Source organism: Laspinema palackyanum D2c (genome assembly GCF_025370875.1).
In the GTDB taxonomy this organism is placed as follows: Bacteria; Cyanobacteriota; Cyanobacteriia; order Cyanobacteriales; family Laspinemataceae; genus Laspinema; species Laspinema palackyanum.
On sequence record NZ_JAMXFD010000002.1, the window covers coordinates 513,703 to 533,647 of the forward strand.

The 19,945-nt window shown below is 47.9% G+C and carries 15 protein-coding genes and 1 pseudogene; 6 read left to right on the forward strand and 10 right to left on the reverse strand.

The genetic code is table 11. The annotated features are described in order from the left end of the window. Positions 1-106: 106 nt before the first annotated feature. Positions 107-1,021: a hypothetical protein gene (locus tag NG795_RS04865; protein WP_367287537.1), complete on the reverse strand. Its 915-nt coding sequence runs from the start codon at positions 1,019-1,021 to the stop codon at positions 107-109. Between the two features lie 478 nt (positions 1,022-1,499). On the opposite strand from NG795_RS04865, the gene NG795_RS04870 reads away from it, so the two are divergent. Further along, positions 1,500-2,465 carry a M48 family metallopeptidase gene (locus NG795_RS04870; RefSeq protein ID WP_367287538.1) on the forward strand — a complete coding sequence of 322 codons (966 nt, stop codon included), beginning with the start codon at positions 1,500-1,502 and terminating at the stop codon, positions 2,463-2,465. A gap of 61 nt (positions 2,466-2,526) precedes the next feature. Beyond that, entirely contained in the window at positions 2,527-3,921 is a 1,395-nt protein-coding gene (locus NG795_RS04875) for a hypothetical protein (protein ID WP_367287539.1), read from the forward strand. A gap of 252 nt (positions 3,922-4,173) precedes the next feature. Here the strand turns inward: NG795_RS04875 and NG795_RS04880 are convergent, their stop codons facing one another. Then, positions 4,174-4,770, reverse strand: a complete 597-nt coding sequence (locus NG795_RS04880) for a hypothetical protein (protein WP_367287540.1) — start codon at positions 4,768-4,770, stop codon at positions 4,174-4,176. 261 nt (positions 4,771-5,031) lie between these two features. Here NG795_RS04880 and NG795_RS04885 point away from each other — a divergent pair, with 261 nt between their 5' ends. Continuing rightward, entirely contained in the window at positions 5,032-5,700 is a 669-nt protein-coding gene (locus NG795_RS04885) for a L,D-transpeptidase (RefSeq protein ID WP_367287541.1), read from the forward strand. A 186-nt stretch (positions 5,701-5,886) separates the two neighbouring features. Here NG795_RS04885 and NG795_RS04890 read toward each other — a convergent pair whose 3' ends face one another. Continuing rightward, a complete protein-coding gene (locus NG795_RS04890) occupies positions 5,887-7,776 on the reverse strand; it encodes a tetratricopeptide repeat protein (RefSeq protein WP_367287542.1) in 1,890 nt (629 codons plus the stop codon). 280 nt (positions 7,777-8,056) lie between these two features. Next, entirely contained in the window at positions 8,057-8,605 is a 549-nt protein-coding gene (locus NG795_RS04895) for a hypothetical protein (RefSeq protein ID WP_367287543.1), read from the reverse strand. A gap of 847 nt (positions 8,606-9,452) precedes the next feature. Between NG795_RS04895 and NG795_RS04900 the strand changes: the two genes are divergently transcribed. After that, a complete protein-coding gene (locus NG795_RS04900) occupies positions 9,453-9,716 on the forward strand; it encodes a GlsB/YeaQ/YmgE family stress response membrane protein (protein WP_367287544.1) in 264 nt (87 codons plus the stop codon). A gap of 886 nt (positions 9,717-10,602) precedes the next feature. Here the strand turns inward: NG795_RS04900 and NG795_RS04905 are convergent. The 3 genes and pseudogenes from NG795_RS04905 to NG795_RS04915 all read right to left on the reverse strand — a co-directional run bounded on the left by NG795_RS04905 (position 10,603) and on the right by NG795_RS04915 (position 12,885). Next, positions 10,603-11,931 (reverse strand): hypothetical protein, encoded by a 1,329-nt coding sequence (locus NG795_RS04905; protein WP_367287545.1) that lies wholly within the window; start codon positions 11,929-11,931, stop codon positions 10,603-10,605. A 256-nt stretch (positions 11,932-12,187) separates the two neighbouring features. Further along, positions 12,188-12,346 (reverse strand): annotated as a pseudogene (locus NG795_RS04910) (hypothetical protein); the annotation flags it as partial. Positions 12,347-12,432: 86 nt separating this feature from the next. After that, positions 12,433-12,885 (reverse strand): hypothetical protein, encoded by a 453-nt coding sequence (locus NG795_RS04915; protein WP_367287547.1) that lies wholly within the window; start codon positions 12,883-12,885, stop codon positions 12,433-12,435. An 849-nt stretch (positions 12,886-13,734) separates the two neighbouring features. Between NG795_RS04915 and NG795_RS04920 the strand changes: the two genes are divergently transcribed. Then, positions 13,735-16,275, forward strand: coding sequence for an HD family phosphohydrolase (locus NG795_RS04920; protein ID WP_367287548.1), 2,541 nt, complete (start codon positions 13,735-13,737; stop codon positions 16,273-16,275). A gap of 31 nt (positions 16,276-16,306) precedes the next feature. Here NG795_RS04920 and NG795_RS04925 read toward each other — a convergent pair whose 3' ends face one another. Further along, the gene (locus NG795_RS04925) at positions 16,307-17,167 is read right to left on the reverse strand and encodes a carbohydrate ABC transporter permease (protein WP_367287549.1); all 861 of its coding nucleotides are present in this window, start codon (positions 17,165-17,167) and stop codon (positions 16,307-16,309) included. A gap of 234 nt (positions 17,168-17,401) precedes the next feature. Between NG795_RS04925 and NG795_RS04930 the strand changes: the two genes are divergently transcribed. Next, positions 17,402-18,046, forward strand: a complete 645-nt coding sequence (locus NG795_RS04930) for a hypothetical protein (RefSeq protein ID WP_367287550.1) — start codon at positions 17,402-17,404, stop codon at positions 18,044-18,046. 208 nt (positions 18,047-18,254) lie between these two features. Here the strand turns inward: NG795_RS04930 and NG795_RS04935 are convergent, their stop codons facing one another. Together NG795_RS04935 and NG795_RS04940 are read right to left on the reverse strand one after the other, a co-directional pair. After that, positions 18,255-18,851, reverse strand: coding sequence for a 5-formyltetrahydrofolate cyclo-ligase (locus NG795_RS04935; protein ID WP_367287551.1), 597 nt, complete (start codon positions 18,849-18,851; stop codon positions 18,255-18,257). 146 nt (positions 18,852-18,997) lie between these two features. Then, positions 18,998-19,942, reverse strand: a complete 945-nt coding sequence (locus NG795_RS04940; protein ID WP_367287552.1) for a GDP-L-fucose synthase family protein — start codon at positions 19,940-19,942, stop codon at positions 18,998-19,000. Positions 19,943-19,945 lie beyond the last annotated feature (3 nt).

The following is a 19,945-nucleotide window of genomic DNA, read 5'->3' on the forward strand; positions in this document are numbered from 1 at the left end:
CAGCAGACAAGGGGAATTTTCCAGGTAAAACCGTCCCGCTGTTTAAGTCAGCGTGGCTAGGTTGTTTCAGATCACCGGACTTGAATTCCCCAGTCCAAGCTATGAATTAGAGCTGTTCTTGACGTAGGCGATCGCCTTGAGCTTGGGCATCCTCGCTGTTACTGCGATAGAGTTCCGTGCGGTTTTGAGCGATTTTGTATCGGGGATGATCCGCCGGGACTGAAGCCATCAACACCGAAGCCTGTTCCCACTTGGCGGCAATTACCAACCATTCCGCAGAAGTTTCAGCAACTTTCCCCTCAGCAGAAGCTTGTTCAGCTAATCGCACCGCTTGTGCAAAGGGATCGCGATCAGTAACTGCCTCAGAGGGCTCTTCAGAATTGCCAGAAGTCAGAGAAAATTGACCTGACTGGAATCCAGCCTGTATTTGGGGCCAGTTATAAATCAGTAAACCCAGAGTCACCAGTACCAGACTCACCCCGAGACCATTGAGGATCCCCCGGCGAAATTGGCGTTCTTCTCGGACTTGACGGGAATAGGGGGATTTAGGGAAAGCGGGGTCAGTGCGGGGTTTTGGACGGCTGAAATCTTGGCCCATTTGTTTGAAGATATTGGGTTTTTTCAGAGTAATTAGTTGGGACCAGAGGAGTTGATTTTCGGGGTCCCGATTAATTTCCTCCAACCACAACAACTGCTGTTCTCGCACCAGGCGGCTGTTGATATGGACTCGCCGAATATTGCGCGGTGCCAAAGACTCTAAAATCTGTCGAATGCGATCGACCAAAGTAGATTGGTCCAGGAGTTCGGGACTCCCCGCCTCGCATAGCAGTTGCAACACGCCATCAGCAAACACGGCGCGGGTTCTGACGCCGGAAGGAGCCAGTTTTTCATTCAGGACTTGAATAATCGCCGATACGCTGCCCTGGCGAGCTTGATTGGCGATATCATCCATCGGATGTACCATGCTTGGGTTTAGCAATTGATTGTTTGTCAACTCTATAAAAGCGGTAATAGTTTGCATTTAGAGATATAGCCTATCAGTTTTTTCAGCAGGTCAACCTTCATGGACCGGGGAAAACAAAAAGCCGCCAATTTAGGCTCCTATTTAGGGCCCAGGGAATCTGTTGCCACAGCAGGCTGACCCGCTCAACGGGACTGACGGGCTTCCGTCGGGATGTTATCGGATCCTAGGACTTACGCTTTACCCCTAAATAATGTAGAGGGGAGCAAGCGAATCGCCTCTACATTATTTAGGACTCGCTCATAAAATATGCGTAAGTTCAGCTTTCATCTCCAGCCCCTATTATCTACAGCATAAGTTCTGTAAGTCCTGAGCCAGTTTGAGATTGGCATTAATGGCTTTTGGAGTCAATTGAGCCCTTTGCTGAAAGGGATTGCTCTAAAATTGATGGAGACAGGACAGATGGGGCGCTTGAAACAGGCGATCGCTTTTGTCCTGCCGCCACTATATTATCCCCTGGGGGAATTAAAAAAAAACGATGCCTACCTATACTGGAATTTCTAGCGAAGCCTTTCGCCATCCCTTGGATCGGGAAGCCGAGCAAACCTTACGTCGGGTCCCTGGGTTTGATTTGGTGGCCCGGAAGTTTGTAGAATTTCTCGTGGAGCGTCCCCAGTATGTCTATATGATGGGCAATAGCATCCAAGTGGGTCCTCGGCAATATTCAACCTTGTATGGAATCTTTCGAGAATGTATTCGGGATTTAGATATTTATCCCGAGCCCACTTTGTTTGTCTCTCAGGCCCCCGTGGTCAATGCCTACGCCCTGGGACAAGATCTGCCTTACATTGTCTTAAATACGGGATTAATTGACTTGATGAGTGAGGACGAAATTCGCTCGGTGGTCGCCCATGAACTGGGACATATCAAATGTGGTCACACCACGTTGATTCAGATGGCAAGTTGGGCGATTATGGCGGTTTTCAGTCTGGCAGATTTGACGATGGGGTTTAGCCGCATCCTCAGTACCGGCTTGATTTTGGCCTTTTATGAATGGTTGCGAAAAGCGGAACTCTCGGCCGATCGCGCGGCGATGTTGGTTATGGATGATACCAGGCCGGTGATGCAGACGATGATGAAAATGGCCGGGGGGTCTACACGCTATGCCCATGAATGCAGCTTAGACGAGTTTACCCGCCAAGCCCAGCGCTATCAAGAACTGGATGAGGATGGACTCAATCAAGTTTATAAGTTTTTTCTCTATAACAACGTTGGACAGGGGGTTTTTCTGACCCATCCCTTTACCGTGGAACGAATCAGCTATTTACAAGCTTGGGCGTCTTCGCCGGAGTATCGGGAGATTAAGCGGGGAAATTATCCGCGAGGGGGCGCTCAAGGGTCGGTGGAGGTGAAACCGGAGTCTTCCCCAGAACAGGAAGCCGATCGCTTGCGGCGTCAAATTGAGGAGTTGCAGCAGGAAATTAATCGGATCAAGGGGGAGTAGGTGCAGGCGATCGCTCACTCAGCTACTCCCGCGATCCGGATCGAACTTTTACATCGAATTCATGCCTAGATTTCAGTGGTTTCTCAAGTTTATTCCGGCAGTCTCGCTTCTGGTCCTAATGGGGGGCTGTTCCCAAAGGGTCTCGCCAACTTCTACAGAGTCTTTCGATTCACCCTCAGCAGTTGCCCAAGTCCCAGTCGCCCAAGGGGCAATTGATCCGTTTGCCGAGGGGATTAAATACGCCACGAGTGCCGCGAACCTCGCTCAAACTGCCCGTTCTCCGGCGCAGTGGGATGAAGTGTCAAAACAGTGGCTGCAAGCAATCTACTGGATGCAGTCCGTTCCCCCGACGAATCCCCGCAGGGCGTTTGCTCAGAAAAAGGTGGCGGAATATATGCGCTATCTGATTTACACCCAGCAACAAGCGACGGTGAGTTCGCGCCTGAACTATCCCACGTTTAATAGTGATATCCTCGATGAGCAATTGGGACTCTATTTATCCTACATTGAGGCGATGGGACGTCCTGATATTTTGATTGTCGGCAGTTCTCGGGCGGTCCAGGGAGTAGATCCGCGGATCCTTCGCCAAGGGTTAGCAGCGAGGGGGTTGTCGGGACTGCGGGTGTTTAATTTTGGGATTCATGGGGCCACAGCCCAGGTGGTGCGGTTTCAGTTACAGCAACTGTTGGGTCCCGAGCATTTGCCCCGAATGATTTTATGGGCGGATGGGGTGCGGGCGTTTAATAGTGGCCGGGTCGATCGCACCTATACCGAAATTGTCCAGTCTCCGGGATATCAGCGGTTAGCTTCTGGGGTGCGTCCTCAGTTGAGTTCGGGGACTCCCCTAGAGGAGGCGATCGCCTCTTCCTCTCCAGGAGAATATCAGTTTCAACCCCTGAGTGTTTCCCCTTTCTCTGATTCGAGGGAGGTGAAGGATTTATCCTTACAATATCTCACCGGGTCCGGAGACAGGAACTCATCGACAATTGCGACGACGGTCCGCAGATTGAGTGCTTTGGGTTTAGCCATTGATGCCTACGGGTTCCACCCGGTTGCGACTCGCTTCAATCCCAGTCGCTACTATCAGCAACGGTCTCGGGTTGCCGGTCGCTATGATGGGGATTATGCCAATTTTCAATTGGGCGGCGTTCAGGGTTCGGCGTTGCAGTCTGTGGCAGCGTTTGCGCGATCGCGTCAAATTCCATTGGTGATTGTTAATTTACCCCTGACTGATGATTATTTAGATGCTACCCGCAGCGCTAGGGAGGTGGAGTTCCGCCAGTATATGCGCCGCATCAGCGCTCAAGCATTTCTGTGGCGAGATCTGTCCACGGTGCGGGGGCTGAATCGGAATGAGTATTTTGAGGATCCGAGTCATTTGAATGAGTTAGGTGCGGCTGCGGTAGCTCGTTCCCTGGCTGCGGATCCGAATATTCCCTGGCCGAGACGTCGCTAGTGCGGGGATGGGGAGGATGGGGATGAGGGGGAGGATGGGGATGAGGGGGAGGATGGGGAGGATGGGGAGGATGGGGAGAAGTGAGGCCAGGTTCCCCCTCAAGTGAGGTGAGCGGTTTGGGAGTCTAGGGGAGTGTAATGGGTTCAAAGGCTTCCTAATGAAAAGTGATGCCCCTTTTACCAAGGACATCACTTAAGTTTACCGTTTATAATTGAACCGTTCTAACTTATAATATGCACCACTGAATTTTACTTACCAAAGTGCGCGCACAGGTTGCTGAATGTTGGAGACCATGTTGCGATCATCAATGTCGAATTCAATCCGACGACCGGGAGTCATAACAGCTTGAGTACAAACATCCGGACCTACCATATAAGTGCGGATTCCGCCATCGGGAAGACGAACCTGTAAGGTGGTGTCTTCACAAGAAACGACATCACCAGCAACCCGGATGGTGCGGGCGGTGGTTGTCGTCGTCGGGGCGGTGGTTGTCGTCGTCGAGGTGGTGGTGGTGGTTACGCGATTATCTGGATTGAGAACCGTAACTTCTGTCCCCATCATCCCGGTATCATCTAACACCACTTGGATTTCCATTCCGGGGAGCAACCCGAGACGGTTTCTTTCATCTTCGGAAATCTCGACGATCTGAGTTTCGCCATTGGGGAGACGAATGCTCACTTGATTGTTACGAATACTTTGAATTGTACCTCGGACCATACTGGGGTTAGTTTGGCTAATAAACTGGCCCTCCCCAACTGGAGCGACTGGCCGAGACAATGCTGGAGAGACTGATACTCCCGAGAGTAACAGGGTCAACATTGTACCTGTTAAGACTTTCATGTTTTTCATCCGCATGACATCCTCACTTCAACACGATTTAATTAACGAGATTTTGATGGAGATCTCGCGATCGGATCTACACACAACTTGCTGCTATTACCGGAACCCTGGCATGATTTTACCAGTCCGGTCCTGAATCTGTCATCTACCAATAGGTAGAGGTTGGCCCCCTAGGATCAATATAGATGGTTTTTTTTAGATCCGAGGAATTGATGCAAGAGCTCAAATCAAGTCAAGCTATAGAATAAAATAATATCAGTTTTTCTGGAAATGTGTAGTCCGGGTTTGTTAGGAATTAAAGATAAAGGAATGGTGCAAGGAGAAGTTCTATTGTTAAAGTTTATGCGCCTTACCGTCAGTGCCGCAGTTTTACTCCTGTCGATGCCATCCCTCGCGTGGGGAACGGGTGTACCGGCAGAAATTTCCGTGGGAAATCTGCCAATTCCTGATTTAGAATGGTTGCCGGTTCTAGACCCTGAGTTACCTCCGTTAGGAGAATATTCTAAATTTATTCCCTTTGAGCAGGAAGTGTATCCTGAAAGGGTGGCTGAGGGAGTTCATTTAGTGATTCGCTTGAGTGAACGTCGCGTTTATGTCTATCGCAACGATCGCGTCCAAACCAGTTATCCGATCGCCGTTGGTAAGGAAGGGTGGGAAACGCCAACCGGCCAATATGAAGTCATGCAAATGCAACGGAATCCCATTTGGGAGCATCCTTGGACGGGTGAGTTGGTTTATCCAGGGCCGGATAATCCTTTAGGGCCTAGATGGATTGGGTTTTGGACAGACGGAAAGGATTTAATTGGGTTTCATGGTACTCCCAATGAAGAACTCATTGGAGAGGCGGTGTCACACGGTTGCGTCCGAATGCGAAATCAGGATATTTTGTCCTTGTATGCCCTGGTAGACATAGGAACCCCGGTGACGGTAGAACCGTAATCTCTTCTGAGAGAAACACAGATGAGAAAACGAGTCAAGACTGCCCCAATCTCAAAAATCGGAAGAGGAAGTGCGAAGAGACTGCCTTCGCACTTTCTCTGGCTTTTTCAATCCGAGTCCAATTCCCAGTGGGATGGACGATTAGAGACGAGATCTAAAAGATATAAAATGGATTGAACTAAGCAATTATTCCAGCGATCGCTGATACTCTTCTAACAACTGAAAAATATGATCGTATCCATCGACGCCGATCGCCGGTATAATTCGGGGGCGATGTTGTTCTAGCAATCCATGAAAGGCTTCTGCACCGATTTGACCTTGGATAATCGAGAGCAATCCCGCACTTTGACGCCATTCTTGGGCCTCAATTTGCTCCAGGAGATACATTCCCAACCCGCCAAAATAAAGGGTCGATTCCAGATTTTGTTGACGATAGTGAGCTTGGGCTAAATAGGCTAAGTTCAACCCCTGAAGGTAAAGGTCCCCGGAAATTTGGGCCGATTCCCATCCCTTCAATAAATTGGCGATCGCCTTGGGATACTCGCCGATCGCCACATAAGCAATCCCCAAACTACTGCGACATAAGGCTTGACTTTGGCGATCGGCTAACTTGTCCGAAAGCTGCAATCCTTGTTCCAAATAATGAATCGCCCCCTCATACACCTCCGGTTCCAATTCTCCCTGTTCCCGGGCTTGAAACACCTCGCTAAACCCCAGATTTGCTAAAGCATTAGCCTCTCCTAGCCGTTCCCCCTCTTGCCGGGACCCGATTAAGGCGCGCTGGCTACAATCAATGGCTAAAGCGTAATTTTTCTGCCCCACATAACTGCGGCTGATATGATTGAGATTGGCAATTTCACAGCGGCGATCGCCTGCTTCCCGGGCAATATCCAAGGCTTGTTGATGAAAGGCGATCGACCGCTCAAAATTTCCCATTGCTCGCATAGAATAACCCAGCAAGGTCAAAATCCGCGCCTTTTCCTGAGTCCCCTCCACCCGTCGCAAGGGTTCATCCAGATATTGCAAGGCACCGCGCAGATACTCCCCAGTAAAGGCCGCAAATATCCCCCCATACAAAGGAAAATACTCTCGCTGCGAAAATGCTCGTAAAATCTGTAACGTCACCTGAAAACAAGCATTAGTCAAGCGTTCCCGAGTATTGGGATTGAAGCGGGTGCTCCGATGGACCGCATTGGCGAGTTGAGACCAAATCAGGGCAAAGGTTAGATAGGTTGAAATCGAAAGCTTTGCTCCAACTTTGGAATCATAGACCATTTTATCAAACCAAACCACTAACCCCCGTTGTAAACCCTGCAAAATTACGGTGAGTTCCACCCAATCGCTCACATCGGCATGAGGTTGGCGATCGAGAAAGTCGAGGAAAGAGTGATTGAACGAAAGCGTGGTAAACAGTCCTTGGGGAAAGGGCCGATTCACTTGTTTGGCCCATAATGCCCAGGGTCCGTTCTGTCCGGGAATTCCCGCAAATCCCAGTTGTCCTCTGCCTTGTTCGTAGATCCAACTAACCAGGTGAGGTTCAATCTGCTGCCAGGATTGTAAGCCTTGTTGCAGTCCGTTAGCTAGGGGTGAAACTTCTAGGTGCAGTTCGGGATTGGCTATGCCATCGAGTTTATTCGTGAGAGTTTTGGCGAGTTGTCGCTGTTGGTCGAGGGTGAGAACTTCCGGTTGGTTGGGGTCAATCTCGCGCAGGAGTGCAAACAGGCGAGTATTAGGTTCGGCTTGGATGATGCGATCGGCAGCAGAGGCGATCGCATCTTTGACGCGATTTTCCTTTTGCCAGCGTTCCCATTGTTTTTCGATGGTTTGTAATGCGCGGTGAATGCGAGTAGCTTTGGCGGATTTCAACTCATCGGTTTCATGATCGAGTTGATATTGAGTGGTACTGAGGCGATCGCTGAGGCATCGCTCAAAAATTTCTCCAGTCCCACTGTCAATCTCTTGGACCAGCATTTGATAGACCTGCTCAACGGAGCGAATTTTGCCCTTGAGGGTCGTGTCTACGATGGTATCGATAAATTGGAAGTAGCGATCGCGCAAGGAAGTAGAATCTGACATTGTAAATATAAGCTCTATCAAGGATTCGGCAGTTTCCCTTGTTTATTCTACTTCTGCGGCTTTCCCTTCATCAGAGCAAGACCGCTTGCCGGTGGAAAGCGGTCTTGCTCTACGGAAGGCTGCGGTAGGCCCCTATCCATCCTGCTCCCCCTAGAATTTGAGGAGTGGGAGCATTTTGCTTCCTTCTACAAAGAGGGAGCAATCTGCTCCCACTCCTTTAGACAATTGTCCTAATTCCTACAAAAGTGGCACTATCTGAGCTTTAATTCATCAACACCCTTTACCACAATGCTCGAACAGGCTGCTGAGGGGCAGTTTCCACCTGGATCCGCTGAGGGGCCGGTTGCATCGGTTGTGGTGCAGCTGTGGGTGTCGTGGTTACAGAGGGGCGGGGTTCCGGTGTGATGGTGGTGGTAGTTTCCTGGCGGCTGTTAATTGATTCAAAGACGCGGCGAATTTCATCAAGGGTATCGGAAGAGGCGGTTTCCTCGGACTCGATCTCGGTGGTGTAAGCCGTCACAGTCCCATTGGGGTAAAGCAGGACCTCCACTCCCGGACGCATCCCTAGTTTTTCTTGTTCGAGTACAGGGAGGGCAACTTGGGTGGTCTCTCCATTCTCCATTTCCAAGGTGACGATATTGTTACGAATCATCGTGACTCGGCCCATCATCGGCTCCCCCATCGGCTGATTCATCATGGTTTGCGCGATCGCCTCTGGAATAATCCCGGATTCGGGAGTCGTTTCGGCGATCGCCTGGGATACATTTCCCCAACTGATCGTTACTGATAAAATTGTACCTGTCAAAAGGCTGATATTTTTTAGGTTCATTTAAGGTTCTCCTTATTCACAATTCAGTTCAAGGATTTAAAGGAAATTATAACAGGATTGAGTTGATTTGTAAAAGATGGAGTAAATTTCAGATTCCTCACCCTCCTGTGTTCCCAATCCCCTAGCGGGTGAGAAATTTACATTGGACCCAATCTGTAGACTAGCCTGCATTGCATGGGATGCAGCCAGGTGTGGGTGTTAAGAGTTCGACATCCTTAAGAAGGAAGTGTTAGGCATTTGAGCGAGAATGCGATCGGTTGGATTACTCTTGTAATGTCTGAAAGCCCCTACGCTCTAAACGAAATGTAAGTTTGGGAAATAGTATAGGGATTCCTGGCCCAATGACATTCACAAAAAGAAAAGGTTGCCGCCCAGATTGTCCGGTTTAACTTGTTCTCCCCGCATTCTGGAGAATTTTCATCCGGCTGCTCCCCCGATACTAGGGCGGTGCTTGTGAAAATCTCGCTTTTTTATAATGGGCTCACCTTATTTTCGGCGACTGCCGGTTTTGTGTACTCAAAAGGTGGCTACTGAGGGGATTGTTCGATGATGTGTGACCACGATTCCTGAGTGGGGGATAAAAAATTTCAAGACCCTCTAAATTGTTGTTCAACAGGTGTCAACCCTTGCGGTGAGAACAATCGAGGCGATCGGTTAATTCAAAAAAATTGGGACCTAGTTGAGCAGAAATACCCGAAATGGGGCGTTGTGGGTATTATCTCTATCCTTAGATAGCAATAGCAGTCGGTTCAACTTATTCCCTTCGATAGATGAGAAATGATGGATGTAATTGTTAATCTATTTACATAAGACAAAAAGCAACGAATTCAAAAAAGGAGATTATCTCATGTTGGTTAGTATTTTAACTTGGATTGTTTTAGGACTGATTGCTGGTGCTTTAGCAAAATTAATTTATCCCGGAAGACAAGGCGGTGGTATTTTTGCCACGATTGGACTAGGGATTCTGGGTGCAATTGTCGGGGGATGGGTCGCGCAAGCCATCTTTGGAATTACAACAGTGGGTCTGAGTTGGCAGGGTATTCTGTTTGCCGTGATCGGTGCCATGATCCTGATCTTCATCTGGGGTCTCTTGACTCAGCGTGCAGCCTAAATTTTTCCAGTTTTCTCCCTAGAATGATCTAACTCTTTTTTAATAAACTGGTATTAGGGGTAGGGTAGCAAGCCTTTACCCCTTGCTTCATGGGACCACACTTAGGAAATCACTGCAATCCAGTCTCTAAGGGCCGGTTTAAAAGAAGGTTCATCACAATTATCAATCTGGGGCTAAGAAACGGTCTATACTACAAAGCAGTCTTCAGGGATATCACGATCATCCCTGAAGACTGCTTAATTTTATGAAGGGTTTTGAGAGAGTTTCCCCCTCGGTTGCCAAACTCCGAAGGGCCTATTCTCTTAAATCCCGAAGGGGCTTTGTCAGCAAAATGGCAGAACTCTATTTCCTGAAACGGATCCCAATCCTATTTATTTTTCTGCCAAATTTGCCAAGTGGCTCCGAATGCAGCGCTCGCCCCAGCAATTAATCCAAAAGTCATCCCTTCAAGGGTGTTAAGAACGGGATCTTGGGTAAGGCATTGATTCGTCGGAACAGCAGCATCTAAACAGCGATTAAGGTCTGCGCTGTAGGCAGTGCCTCCAACCAGAACACCGATAGTGCTACAAGCAACAATATAAATAAGAAATCGACTATTTTTTCTAACCATAGATAGATGGCAAGGGAATATGGAAGACTCTCCTTTATTGTGCCGCTTATTACTCAATCTGGCAAGGGTTTTATGATTAATTTTAATGTTTAAAGTTTAGATTGCACCCTCATTCTCTAAGGGATAGGGATGGAATCCTTTAACGGCCACCTAGGAATAAAAATACTACCCTGCAAATTTAATGTAAATTAAAATCTGGTTTTTAAAGAAAAAACGACTACATCCTTGAGGATATAGCCGTTTAGGGTCATGGTAGGGGGCAAAATTCACCCTAGTTCAGGAGGCGAGAAAGCCTTTGGATGCTTTCTTTTTCCCCTTAGATTTGGATTTGGATTTGTTGACTTCCACTAGGGCCTCTTCAAAGAGTTGGTTTAAGTGCAGGGGAATCGAGGCAGTTTCCGGCAGATGAGGTTCTAACGGTTTATTAAATTCCTGCAAAAGTGGCCCTAAATCGCGATCCAGTTGAAAATTGGGTCGTTCTAACACCAGTTGCAGGAGGTTTTCTAATGGCGTGGGATACTCTGCGGCGAGTTGCTGCCAGACATAAAAATTAATAATCGGGTCTTCGAGGTAATGGCGGACCAGAGGTTCGGCTTCGATTAAACTAGGGTCTTCCCGGTTGAGGAGTGCTACAAATTTACTGTAAGTGGGAATCAACATTTGACCCCATCGCGGATGAGAAAAACAGGTGACCTCTTCGGCTTTTTTGAGGTCATCGGGCAAATGGACTTTCGGCATGACCATTTTATTGTTTTTATTGCGATCGAAGAGTTGAGCCGCTTCTTTGGGGTCCATACCGGCTTCTTCCGCTGCCGCGATCAGTTCCTCCATATCAACGCCCGCTTCGTCAGCTACTTCTTGGAGAGACTTGTTTTCGTCAATCCCTGCCTCGGCAAGACGTTTTTTCGTCATGCTTTCTTGCAGTTCACCAATTTTTTTGTTGAGTTGATATCCGGGTAAGGTAAAATTATCACTACCAAAAAATCCGGTAAATTCTTCATGATATTTCACCACGGATTCCCAGGCTTCTTCTAATAATTCAGGGGCATCACCATACAAGTGATTTTTGTAATTATCTTTAAAATTGCCGATCGCCACCGCCAGTTTTGGTTTACCCAGATTCCCCAGGGCCATATAACTGCCAAAGAACATATACTGAGAATTGTCCACTGGGGCGATGCGAGTCAGTAAAATGTCTCCGGGTTTAATCCGCTGGAGTTGTGCCTGTTGCACAGCAGAATTGGCGTTAACCTGATAATGTTTAGCGGTCAGCCAGTTCATCAACTCTAAGCCATCGGGTAAACTTTGGATGACTTCAAAGACCCCCATGAAGCTACGTTGCCAACTTTGAATTAAGGCGCGATCGCCTTCTGGTAAGTCCGGTTGGGTTTCTAAAAATAAATCAATGGGAGTTTTGTTCCCAACTTTCCCCTCCACCGCAAACGAATCAATCCGCATATTGCGTTGACTGATATCGGACCGATCGCGAGAAGCGTGTTCAGCAGCGTAGGTTTCCAAGGCGATCGCCAACTCTCCCTCGGCATCCATCACAAAATCAATTAATTCCTGCTTGAGTTCCCAAGCGCGATCCACAGTTGCGTCCACAGTTTCTCTCTCCAAGTTACACTGTTCTAACGTATCCGGACATGAAAGGCGATCGCATCTGCCCTCAGACTGGCTTTTCCCAAAAAATCTGGCCCCTCCACCCCAATCCCCTGAAAAAAAGATAAAAGCACCCGTTCGTAGTAACGACTTCAGTCGTTCTTAATTGTTCGTAGTAACGACTTCAGTCGTTCTTAATTGTTCGTAGTAACGACTTCAGTCGTTTCTTAAGTTCATACCCCCCTAATCGCCCCAATCCTTAAGGCGATACAGGTTGTGCCACTGCTGGCGGGGGTGCAGATGGTGTCATCGTGCGATCGCCAATTTCTTTCGGCACAAAATCCCTATCCTTCGCCCCAGGAATTTTAGCCCAATAACAATCCCTCACCGCCAACAAAAAGCCTTTAATCGCATCCGGTGCAACGGATTGATCATCAGCCGTTTTAAAGAAATCTTGCCCTCGCTAAGAGTCACTTTTATACAAATCCACCCAATACAAACCCGCTAAATATTCCGCCACCGGGTCCAAAGCAAACCACAGGTTTTCTTGACCAACCCCAACAGTTTGCAGCAGACGCAAGTTGGATTCCAGATAATGCAGAGGTTGGTCCGCATCCGGTGCCGGTAAAGCGGCGATCGCATCTTTAATGCCAGCACTCGCGGGATGATAGCGTTCTTATGGGAATGGGTGAGATGGGGAGCGATCCGATGTTGGGGTGTTTCTTTGATGGCCCAAAGTGCGATTTGACAGGCGCTGCTGGTTTTGCCGGAACCGCCTTGTGCGACAATCAGCAGACAGGCGCGTTGGCGATCAAACAGGGGACGCAGACTCTCCGAGGGGAGGTTCGGGAGGGTATTGCCATCGAGGATAACGGGGATACGGATATAGGTGCGATGTTCCTGGACCGTTTCTAGGGTTTTAAATTCCTCTCGGACGGTGCTGATGTGAGCAGTCACCCAGGCATCCAGGACCCGAGGGCGATCGTAAAACAGATAGTCCTAAATATGTAATGATTCGTGATCAGGGTGAATAAAATACCATAAGGCTCCTTTATGATTTTCTAATTTTTTATAAACCGATAAAGGGTTTCAAAATAGCGACATGATCCGCTGTTTTAACGTCTGTTAAAATCGTTCACTAATACTATTTCTTGCTATTCTTACTCACATACTTATACCGTTTTTTTAGGCAATGCACATTCGTATTTTTGCCCAAATTCAGTATAAAAAAAGCACGTTGGAGATAAATATCTGGTAAGTAATTCCATGATTTTTGCGTGATTCATGTAATTATTTTTACTCTTTTTTTACAGAGTTGCTAAGTTTATAGCAAAAACTTGAACGAGAAATCCCCCACAGGGTCACTCGGCCCTCTCTTGCTAGTATGGGTTTGGCAATCCGGCTCAATTGACGTACATTCGTGGCCCCGAAGACTGGGCTAATGCATTGTAAAAGTGGTAAGATGTCTTTCTTATGCTAATGTAGATGTCTTATGTAGTTGTGGTAACCAACAAGTGTACTACGTTAGCTCTCCCGTGAGTTGGCGAAGGTATTGTTTACCCAATCTTCAGTCTTTAACCACAGATTAGGGCCAGAAAGCCCCTGGGTGGTGCGATTTATCTAATCCTGAACGGACCTTCTAGGCAAACCAACGGCTTGAAACCCCCGCCTGAGCTAATTTACCCAACCGATCCCCGCCTTTGGGGGTGAAGAGTTAGGCTTCGGAAGAGTGCCTCTATAATAGTGCATAACGCCTTGCCTTCTAGTCCTCGCAATTCTCTATTTTAGAACAGGCACGAGAGATCCATGAGATCAATTCAGATGCTGACTCGGCAACTCGAACAATGGGGGAGAGATTGCGCCAACATTTACTCGCGCAATCTTTCCAAAAGCAATCGGCTGAAGAGAGGGACCCTACCTCAAGGGTCCCCTCCGTCTTTGCCCCGCGAGTTACCCGCCCCTCCCGGTCCAGGTTCGACTAAACCGACGGATTGGACAAAGGGACTCCAATCTCGGATGAATAGCACAGTCCATTCACCTGTAGCGGTTCTGCTGGCGGTGACTTGCCTCACCGCAACCATCGGACAGCGCTTTTACAATCAGCCGCAACTGGATGTAGGGACCATTGCCCCACAAACCTTTATCGCCCCGTTCGATGCTAGGGTAGAGGATACCAAAACCACCGAAGACAATCGCAGGGCGGCCCGCATTGGGTCCAGTCCGGTTTTAATGATCGATCGCCCCGTCTCTCAGCAGATTGAGAAAGTCCTCCAACGAGTGTTGGACGAAGGGACCCAATTGCGCCAAGTTGGGGGGCAATTTCCCTTTGTGGATACCACCATCTTGTCTACTTCTACCCAGCTTTATCTAAGACAGGCGCAAGAGTGGGAATATAATGCGGTGGTGAGGGCAGCCGGAGAAGATGCGCCAATGGTGGATATCCCCAGCAATTCAGACCAGAACCCCAATAACTCGTCGGCGGCAGATTGGGCGGTGGAACGGGGTCTGTTAACGGACTCCGGACAGCAAGCGGTGATGGAACTGCAAACGTACCGCAAACGCGGGGGGTCGGTGCCCTTTTCGGGATTGGTTGAGCAAATTTCCCAGGCGCGTCAAACTTACCGATTAGCGGTGGCGGCGATCGCCGATACAACCAGTGTCGCCTCAACCCATATTTACGGTCTCAATTTATTTGAACTCTCCGATGAAGAGTGGATTCAAACTCAATTGGGTCTCCAGAATGCCTTAAAGCGGATGTTGTCCCAAGGGATTCCAGGGGGACTGCCGAAAAATGTTCTGCAAATGGCGGTGATGATCCAGTTGGAGGGTCAGGTGCCACAGGGGGCAGTGGAACTCTCTCAGAATTTGTTGTTAGAGGTCCTACAGCCTAATTTAATCAAAGATTTAGAACGCACCCGAGTCCGCGCTGAACAAGCGGCCCTGGAAGTCAAGCCGGTTTTTGTCAGCGTTGAACAAGGGGAGGTGATTATTGAACAGGGTGAAGCGATTTCTCAGTCGCAATTTGTGCTGCTCGATCGCTTTGATTTGAGTCGCCGCGAAATTAATTGGGTGGGACTCTTTGGGTTTGGCGGAACGGTGACGATCGCTGTGGGAATTTTTTGGCTGACGGAACGGAGGGTGCATCCGAAGTTACGACGGCGCGATCGCACTCTGGTGTTACTCCTCTCCTTGACGGCCCCACTGCTGATTTCTCTGGGGATTCCTTACACCACCTTACCGGCAGTCGGGTTATTACTCGGCAGTTTCTACGGGTCCATCCTCTCGGGGACTGTTGTGGGACTCCTGAGTTTCCTCTTACCCCTAGGCATGGAAATTGAGTGGACTTATTTGCTGGCGAATGCGGCAGCGGGTTTAATCAGTGGTATCCTCGCCGGACGAACGCGATCGCGAGAAGAACTGGCAATGGTTGGGGGTGTGGCCGGTTTAACCCAAGGTGGAGTTTACCTAATTGGCAGCCTGATTCCCAGTGCCACTGCCGGGACGATTTGGTACACCATTCTCGGGGCCGCTGGGATTCAGGCGATCGCTGGGGTCTCCTGGAGTATTGTCGCCCTCGGTTTGAGTCCCTACCTCGAACATCTGTTTGACCTGGTAACCCCCATCCGTCTGGCAGAACTGGCGAACCCCAATCGTCCTCTGTTAAAACGTTTGGCTTCCGAAGCGCCGGGGACCTTCCAACATACCCTGTTTGTCGCCACCCTCGCCGAAGCTGCGGCGAAGGAACTCGGCTGTAATGTGGAATTGATTCGGACGGGTACACTGTATCATGATATCGGAAAAATGCACGACCCCCAAGGGTTTATCGAAAACCAAATGGGGGGACCGAACAAACATGATGAAATTGATGACCCTTGGGAAAGTGCGGCCATTATTAAAAAGCACGTCACCGAAGGGCTGGTGATGGCGCGAAAATTCCGTTTACCTAAAGCCATTCAAGCCTTTATTCCCGAACATCAAGGCACGATGTTGATTGCTTATTTTTATCATCAAGCACAACAACGTGCTCAACAAGAGGGGCGAGAAGTCCGGGATGAAGATTTCCGCTATGATGGTCCGATTCCCCAATCTCGGGAAACGGCGATCGTCATGTTGGCGGACTCTTGTGAGGCAGCCTTACGCAGTCTCAAGGATGTCAGCGAAGAGGAAGCCCTGAATATGGTGAATAAAATTCTCAAAGCCCGCTGGCACGACAATCAACTGGGTGAGTCCGGTCTGAAACGGGAAGAAATGCCGAAAATTGCCGAAATCTTTGTGAGGGTTTGGCAACAGTTCAATCACAAACGGATTGCCTATCCCAAAGCGGCCCTTTCTCTCCAGTCGAAGTAGGGGGAGGGGGAAATTAACCCCCTGCTTATACTTACCCTTTGACTCCGGTCCCGGCATCCGTGGGGACAATGTACTGCTGCAATAGGAGAAATAAGAGTAAGACTGGGGCGATGGCGATCGTTGACCCCGCCGCAATCAGCCGCCAATCTAAAGAAAATGTCCCTTCTAATCGCGCCACCCCTAGGGGCAATGTATAAAATTCTGGACGATCAATTACCAGTAACGGCCACAGAAAATCACTCCAAGACCCGATAAAGACAAACAGAGCTAACGTCACTAGCGCCGGTCTCACTGCCGGAATCATCACATTCCACCAAATCCCTAATTCTGAACAGCCATCCATTCGTCCTGCTTCTTCTAACTCTTTCGGAACGCCTTGAAAGGCTTGGCGCAATAAAAAGATGCCAAAGGCTGAGGCGAGAGAGGGGAAGATAATCCCTAAATAAGTGTTTTTTAATCCCAATTGGACGGTTAAAATATACAAGGGAATCATCACGATTTGAAAGGGAATCATAATCGTAGAGACTATCCCGGAAAAAATTAGATTCCTCCCAGGAAATTCTAATCGGGCCAGGGGATAAGCCGCTAAGGCACAAAATATCACATTAAAGCTCACCGTTAGGACCGCAACCAGGGTGCTATTAAACAGATATTGTCCGAAGGGACTCGCTTGCCATACCCGGACAAAGTTCTGGAAGGTAGGTTCTGCGGGGAGGAATTGCGGAGGAACTTGAAAGATGTTTTCAGTCGGGGATTTGAAGGCGGTACTAATCAGCCAAATTAGGGGGAGTAGGGTGAGGAAGGCGATCGCACTCAACAGGGCATAAAGGCCCAACCGTCTCCATCGGGATTGGGTTTGACGCGAAGCGGTCAGTTTGAGGGAATCTTTCATAAAGGTTAGCCTTGAAAGTTGAGAATAAAGACAATCCAAGGGATTTAAACAGGAATAGGAATAGCGTACCATAACCCCCCTATTTTAGGCTAAAATATTTAGGATAATTTGAGGATAATCCATAAAAATCAAAATCACAAAGAGTGACTTAAATTAATCCGGCATCTGCTAAAATAATTTTATCAAAAACAAATAAATCATTTCCAGGTTTTCCCAATAAAAGTGAGTGCTAACATGACCAAACAACTTGAGGAAACGAAAATTGCAAATATTATTAAAAAATGGCTCAAGACCATTAAAGAAATTCAGGAAGACAGTGGAACAAACTGTCTTCAAGTTACCCGACTTACCAGTATTAAAAGTTTGTGTAAAGATCGTCAACCCGCAAAACATTTCGCCGTGCATATCGCTAAACGGGTCTGGGAATCAATGGAGAGCACCCGGGACGATCACTTTGATCAGAGCGAATGGCAAGCGCACAAAGCCATTGTAAGTCAGGCGATCGCCCAAATGGAAGCAGCGATCGAGGAAGTAAGTCCCCAACACGAACAATCGATAGAAGCCCTCCGGGAGGAAATTAAAATCTACCAAGGGAACGATTATCGCCGAACGGAATGGGCAACTGTCCATTTTATTCGCAGTGGTAACTTACTCAAAATTGATTATGCTCTTTGTTGTTTTATTAATCAAGAATATCTATATTATACATACCAATTAGCCCGAGAATATGCGGAAAACTATGACATAAATTATGGTAATGGATTGAATCCCAATTCTCTCTCTATGTTGTTAGATATTGCTGAGTTTTGGTGTCAGTATTATTTTAATCAATCTCTAAAAGATCGCTTTCCTAAACTACTTTCTAATTCAGTACCTTAAATACATTCTCTTCAAGAGTCGAAAAGCGATTGGCATAGAAAAAAGGGGGTTTTATGTGGGTTTCATAAGTGCGAAGTAGGGAGAGTAGGGAGTCAGAAAATTTATTCTGCCTAAAGTCTACATCCCGGTTGGTTAAGATGGGAAAAATTATAATAAAACCTTAAATTTACATAAAAAAACTGCGCTTTTCTCTCCAGTCCCCTCCCACTCATTTTGATGGGATTTGTCTCAATCCAAGTTCGGTACAAACTCCCTGCAAGGGTTTATCCCAGGAAGCGATTGGTAGTTGGAGTAAATCGCCAAAGTCGAACAAAATCCCCACGGTGGGTTTAGACTGCCATTGGGGAAGGGACAGTAGGCGATCGTAAAATCCACCCCCATATCCGAGGCGATACCCCTGGCGATCGCATCCCACCGATGGGACTAAAATTAAATCAACTTCCTCCGGTTGCAAGATTGGCGCATCCGGTAGCGGTTCTAAAATGCCATACTTACCCGGTTGTAGCGGATCCCCAATACTGTAGCGATGCCACACTAACTGCTTCTTTACACAACGAGGCAGTCCCCATTGATGATTGGTATCCGTGAATAAAAAACTTAAATCCGGTTCTTGGCGAAAACTAATATAGGCTAAAATAGTTCGGGAACGCTGATATAAATCTGAGGATTTTAGATGGTGACAAAGGCGATCACTTTTCTCCTGCCATTCTGCTGGAAAAAAAGCGTTTCGCTTTTGGAGTAACTTCAGTCTGAGTTGGGCTTTCTCTAGTTGAGGGTCGAGAGACATTTGGGAATTGTCAATCATAAAATTGTGACCTGAATCGCACAGATTTTAACATTAAATCCTAAAAAATGTAGAGGCAATTTGCGATTCGCCTCTACATTTAAGGGGTATTCTAAAAACAGGATAATCCGCTATCATTAGCCGTTTCTAGTCACAAAATTTGCTACCTAAGCCGCATTTTCCCGATACCAGGCGATAGTTTTTTGCAATCCTTCTTTAAACCCAACCTCTGCCGTAAATCCAAACTCTTTTTTAGCCAGTTCCGTATCTAAACAGCGGCGAGGTTGACCATTAGGTTTCTCCGTATCCCAAACCAATTTACCCTCAAATCCCATCAATTCGCAAATCAGTTCAATTAAATCGCGAATGGTGATTTCATAGCCGGTTCCCAAATTAACCGGGTCCGATTTATGGTAAGATTGAGTTGCCATCACAATCCCTCGGGCGGCATCGGTGGAGTAGAGAAATTCCCGAGAAGGGGTACCATCTCCCCACACCACTAATTCTTTATCTCCCCGTTCTTGGGCTTCATGAACTTTGCGAATTAAGGCGGGGATGACGTGAGAACTGCTGGTGTCGAAGTTATCTTCCGGTCCATATAAGTTAACAGGCAGTAAATAAATGCCGTTAAAATTATATTGTTGTCGATAGGATTGCAGTTGGACTAATAAGGCTTTTTTGGCAATCCCATAAGGCGCATTGGTTTCTTCTGGATATCCATTCCAAAGGTCATCTTCTTTGAAGGGGACGGGGGTGAATTTGGGATAGGCGCAGATGGTACCGACACAGACAAATTTCTGCACACCGGCTTGATAGGCGGCATGAATGAGTTGCGTCCCCATCATCAAATTATCATAGAAGAGTTCGGCGGGTTTTTCGCGATTTAAGCCGATTCCACCGACATGGGCGGCGAGGTGAATGATAATATCTTGTTGTTGGACAACCTGCTGACAAACTTCCATGATTCTCAGGTCAGAATCACGCGATCGCGGGACGGTGATTTTATCGCGATCGGCCCCATTTTGGGTTAATTGGTCGATGACTTGCCGACCTAAAAATCCGGCCCCTCCGGTGACGAGAATGCGTTTGTCTTTTAAGTCTAATGATTCCATTTA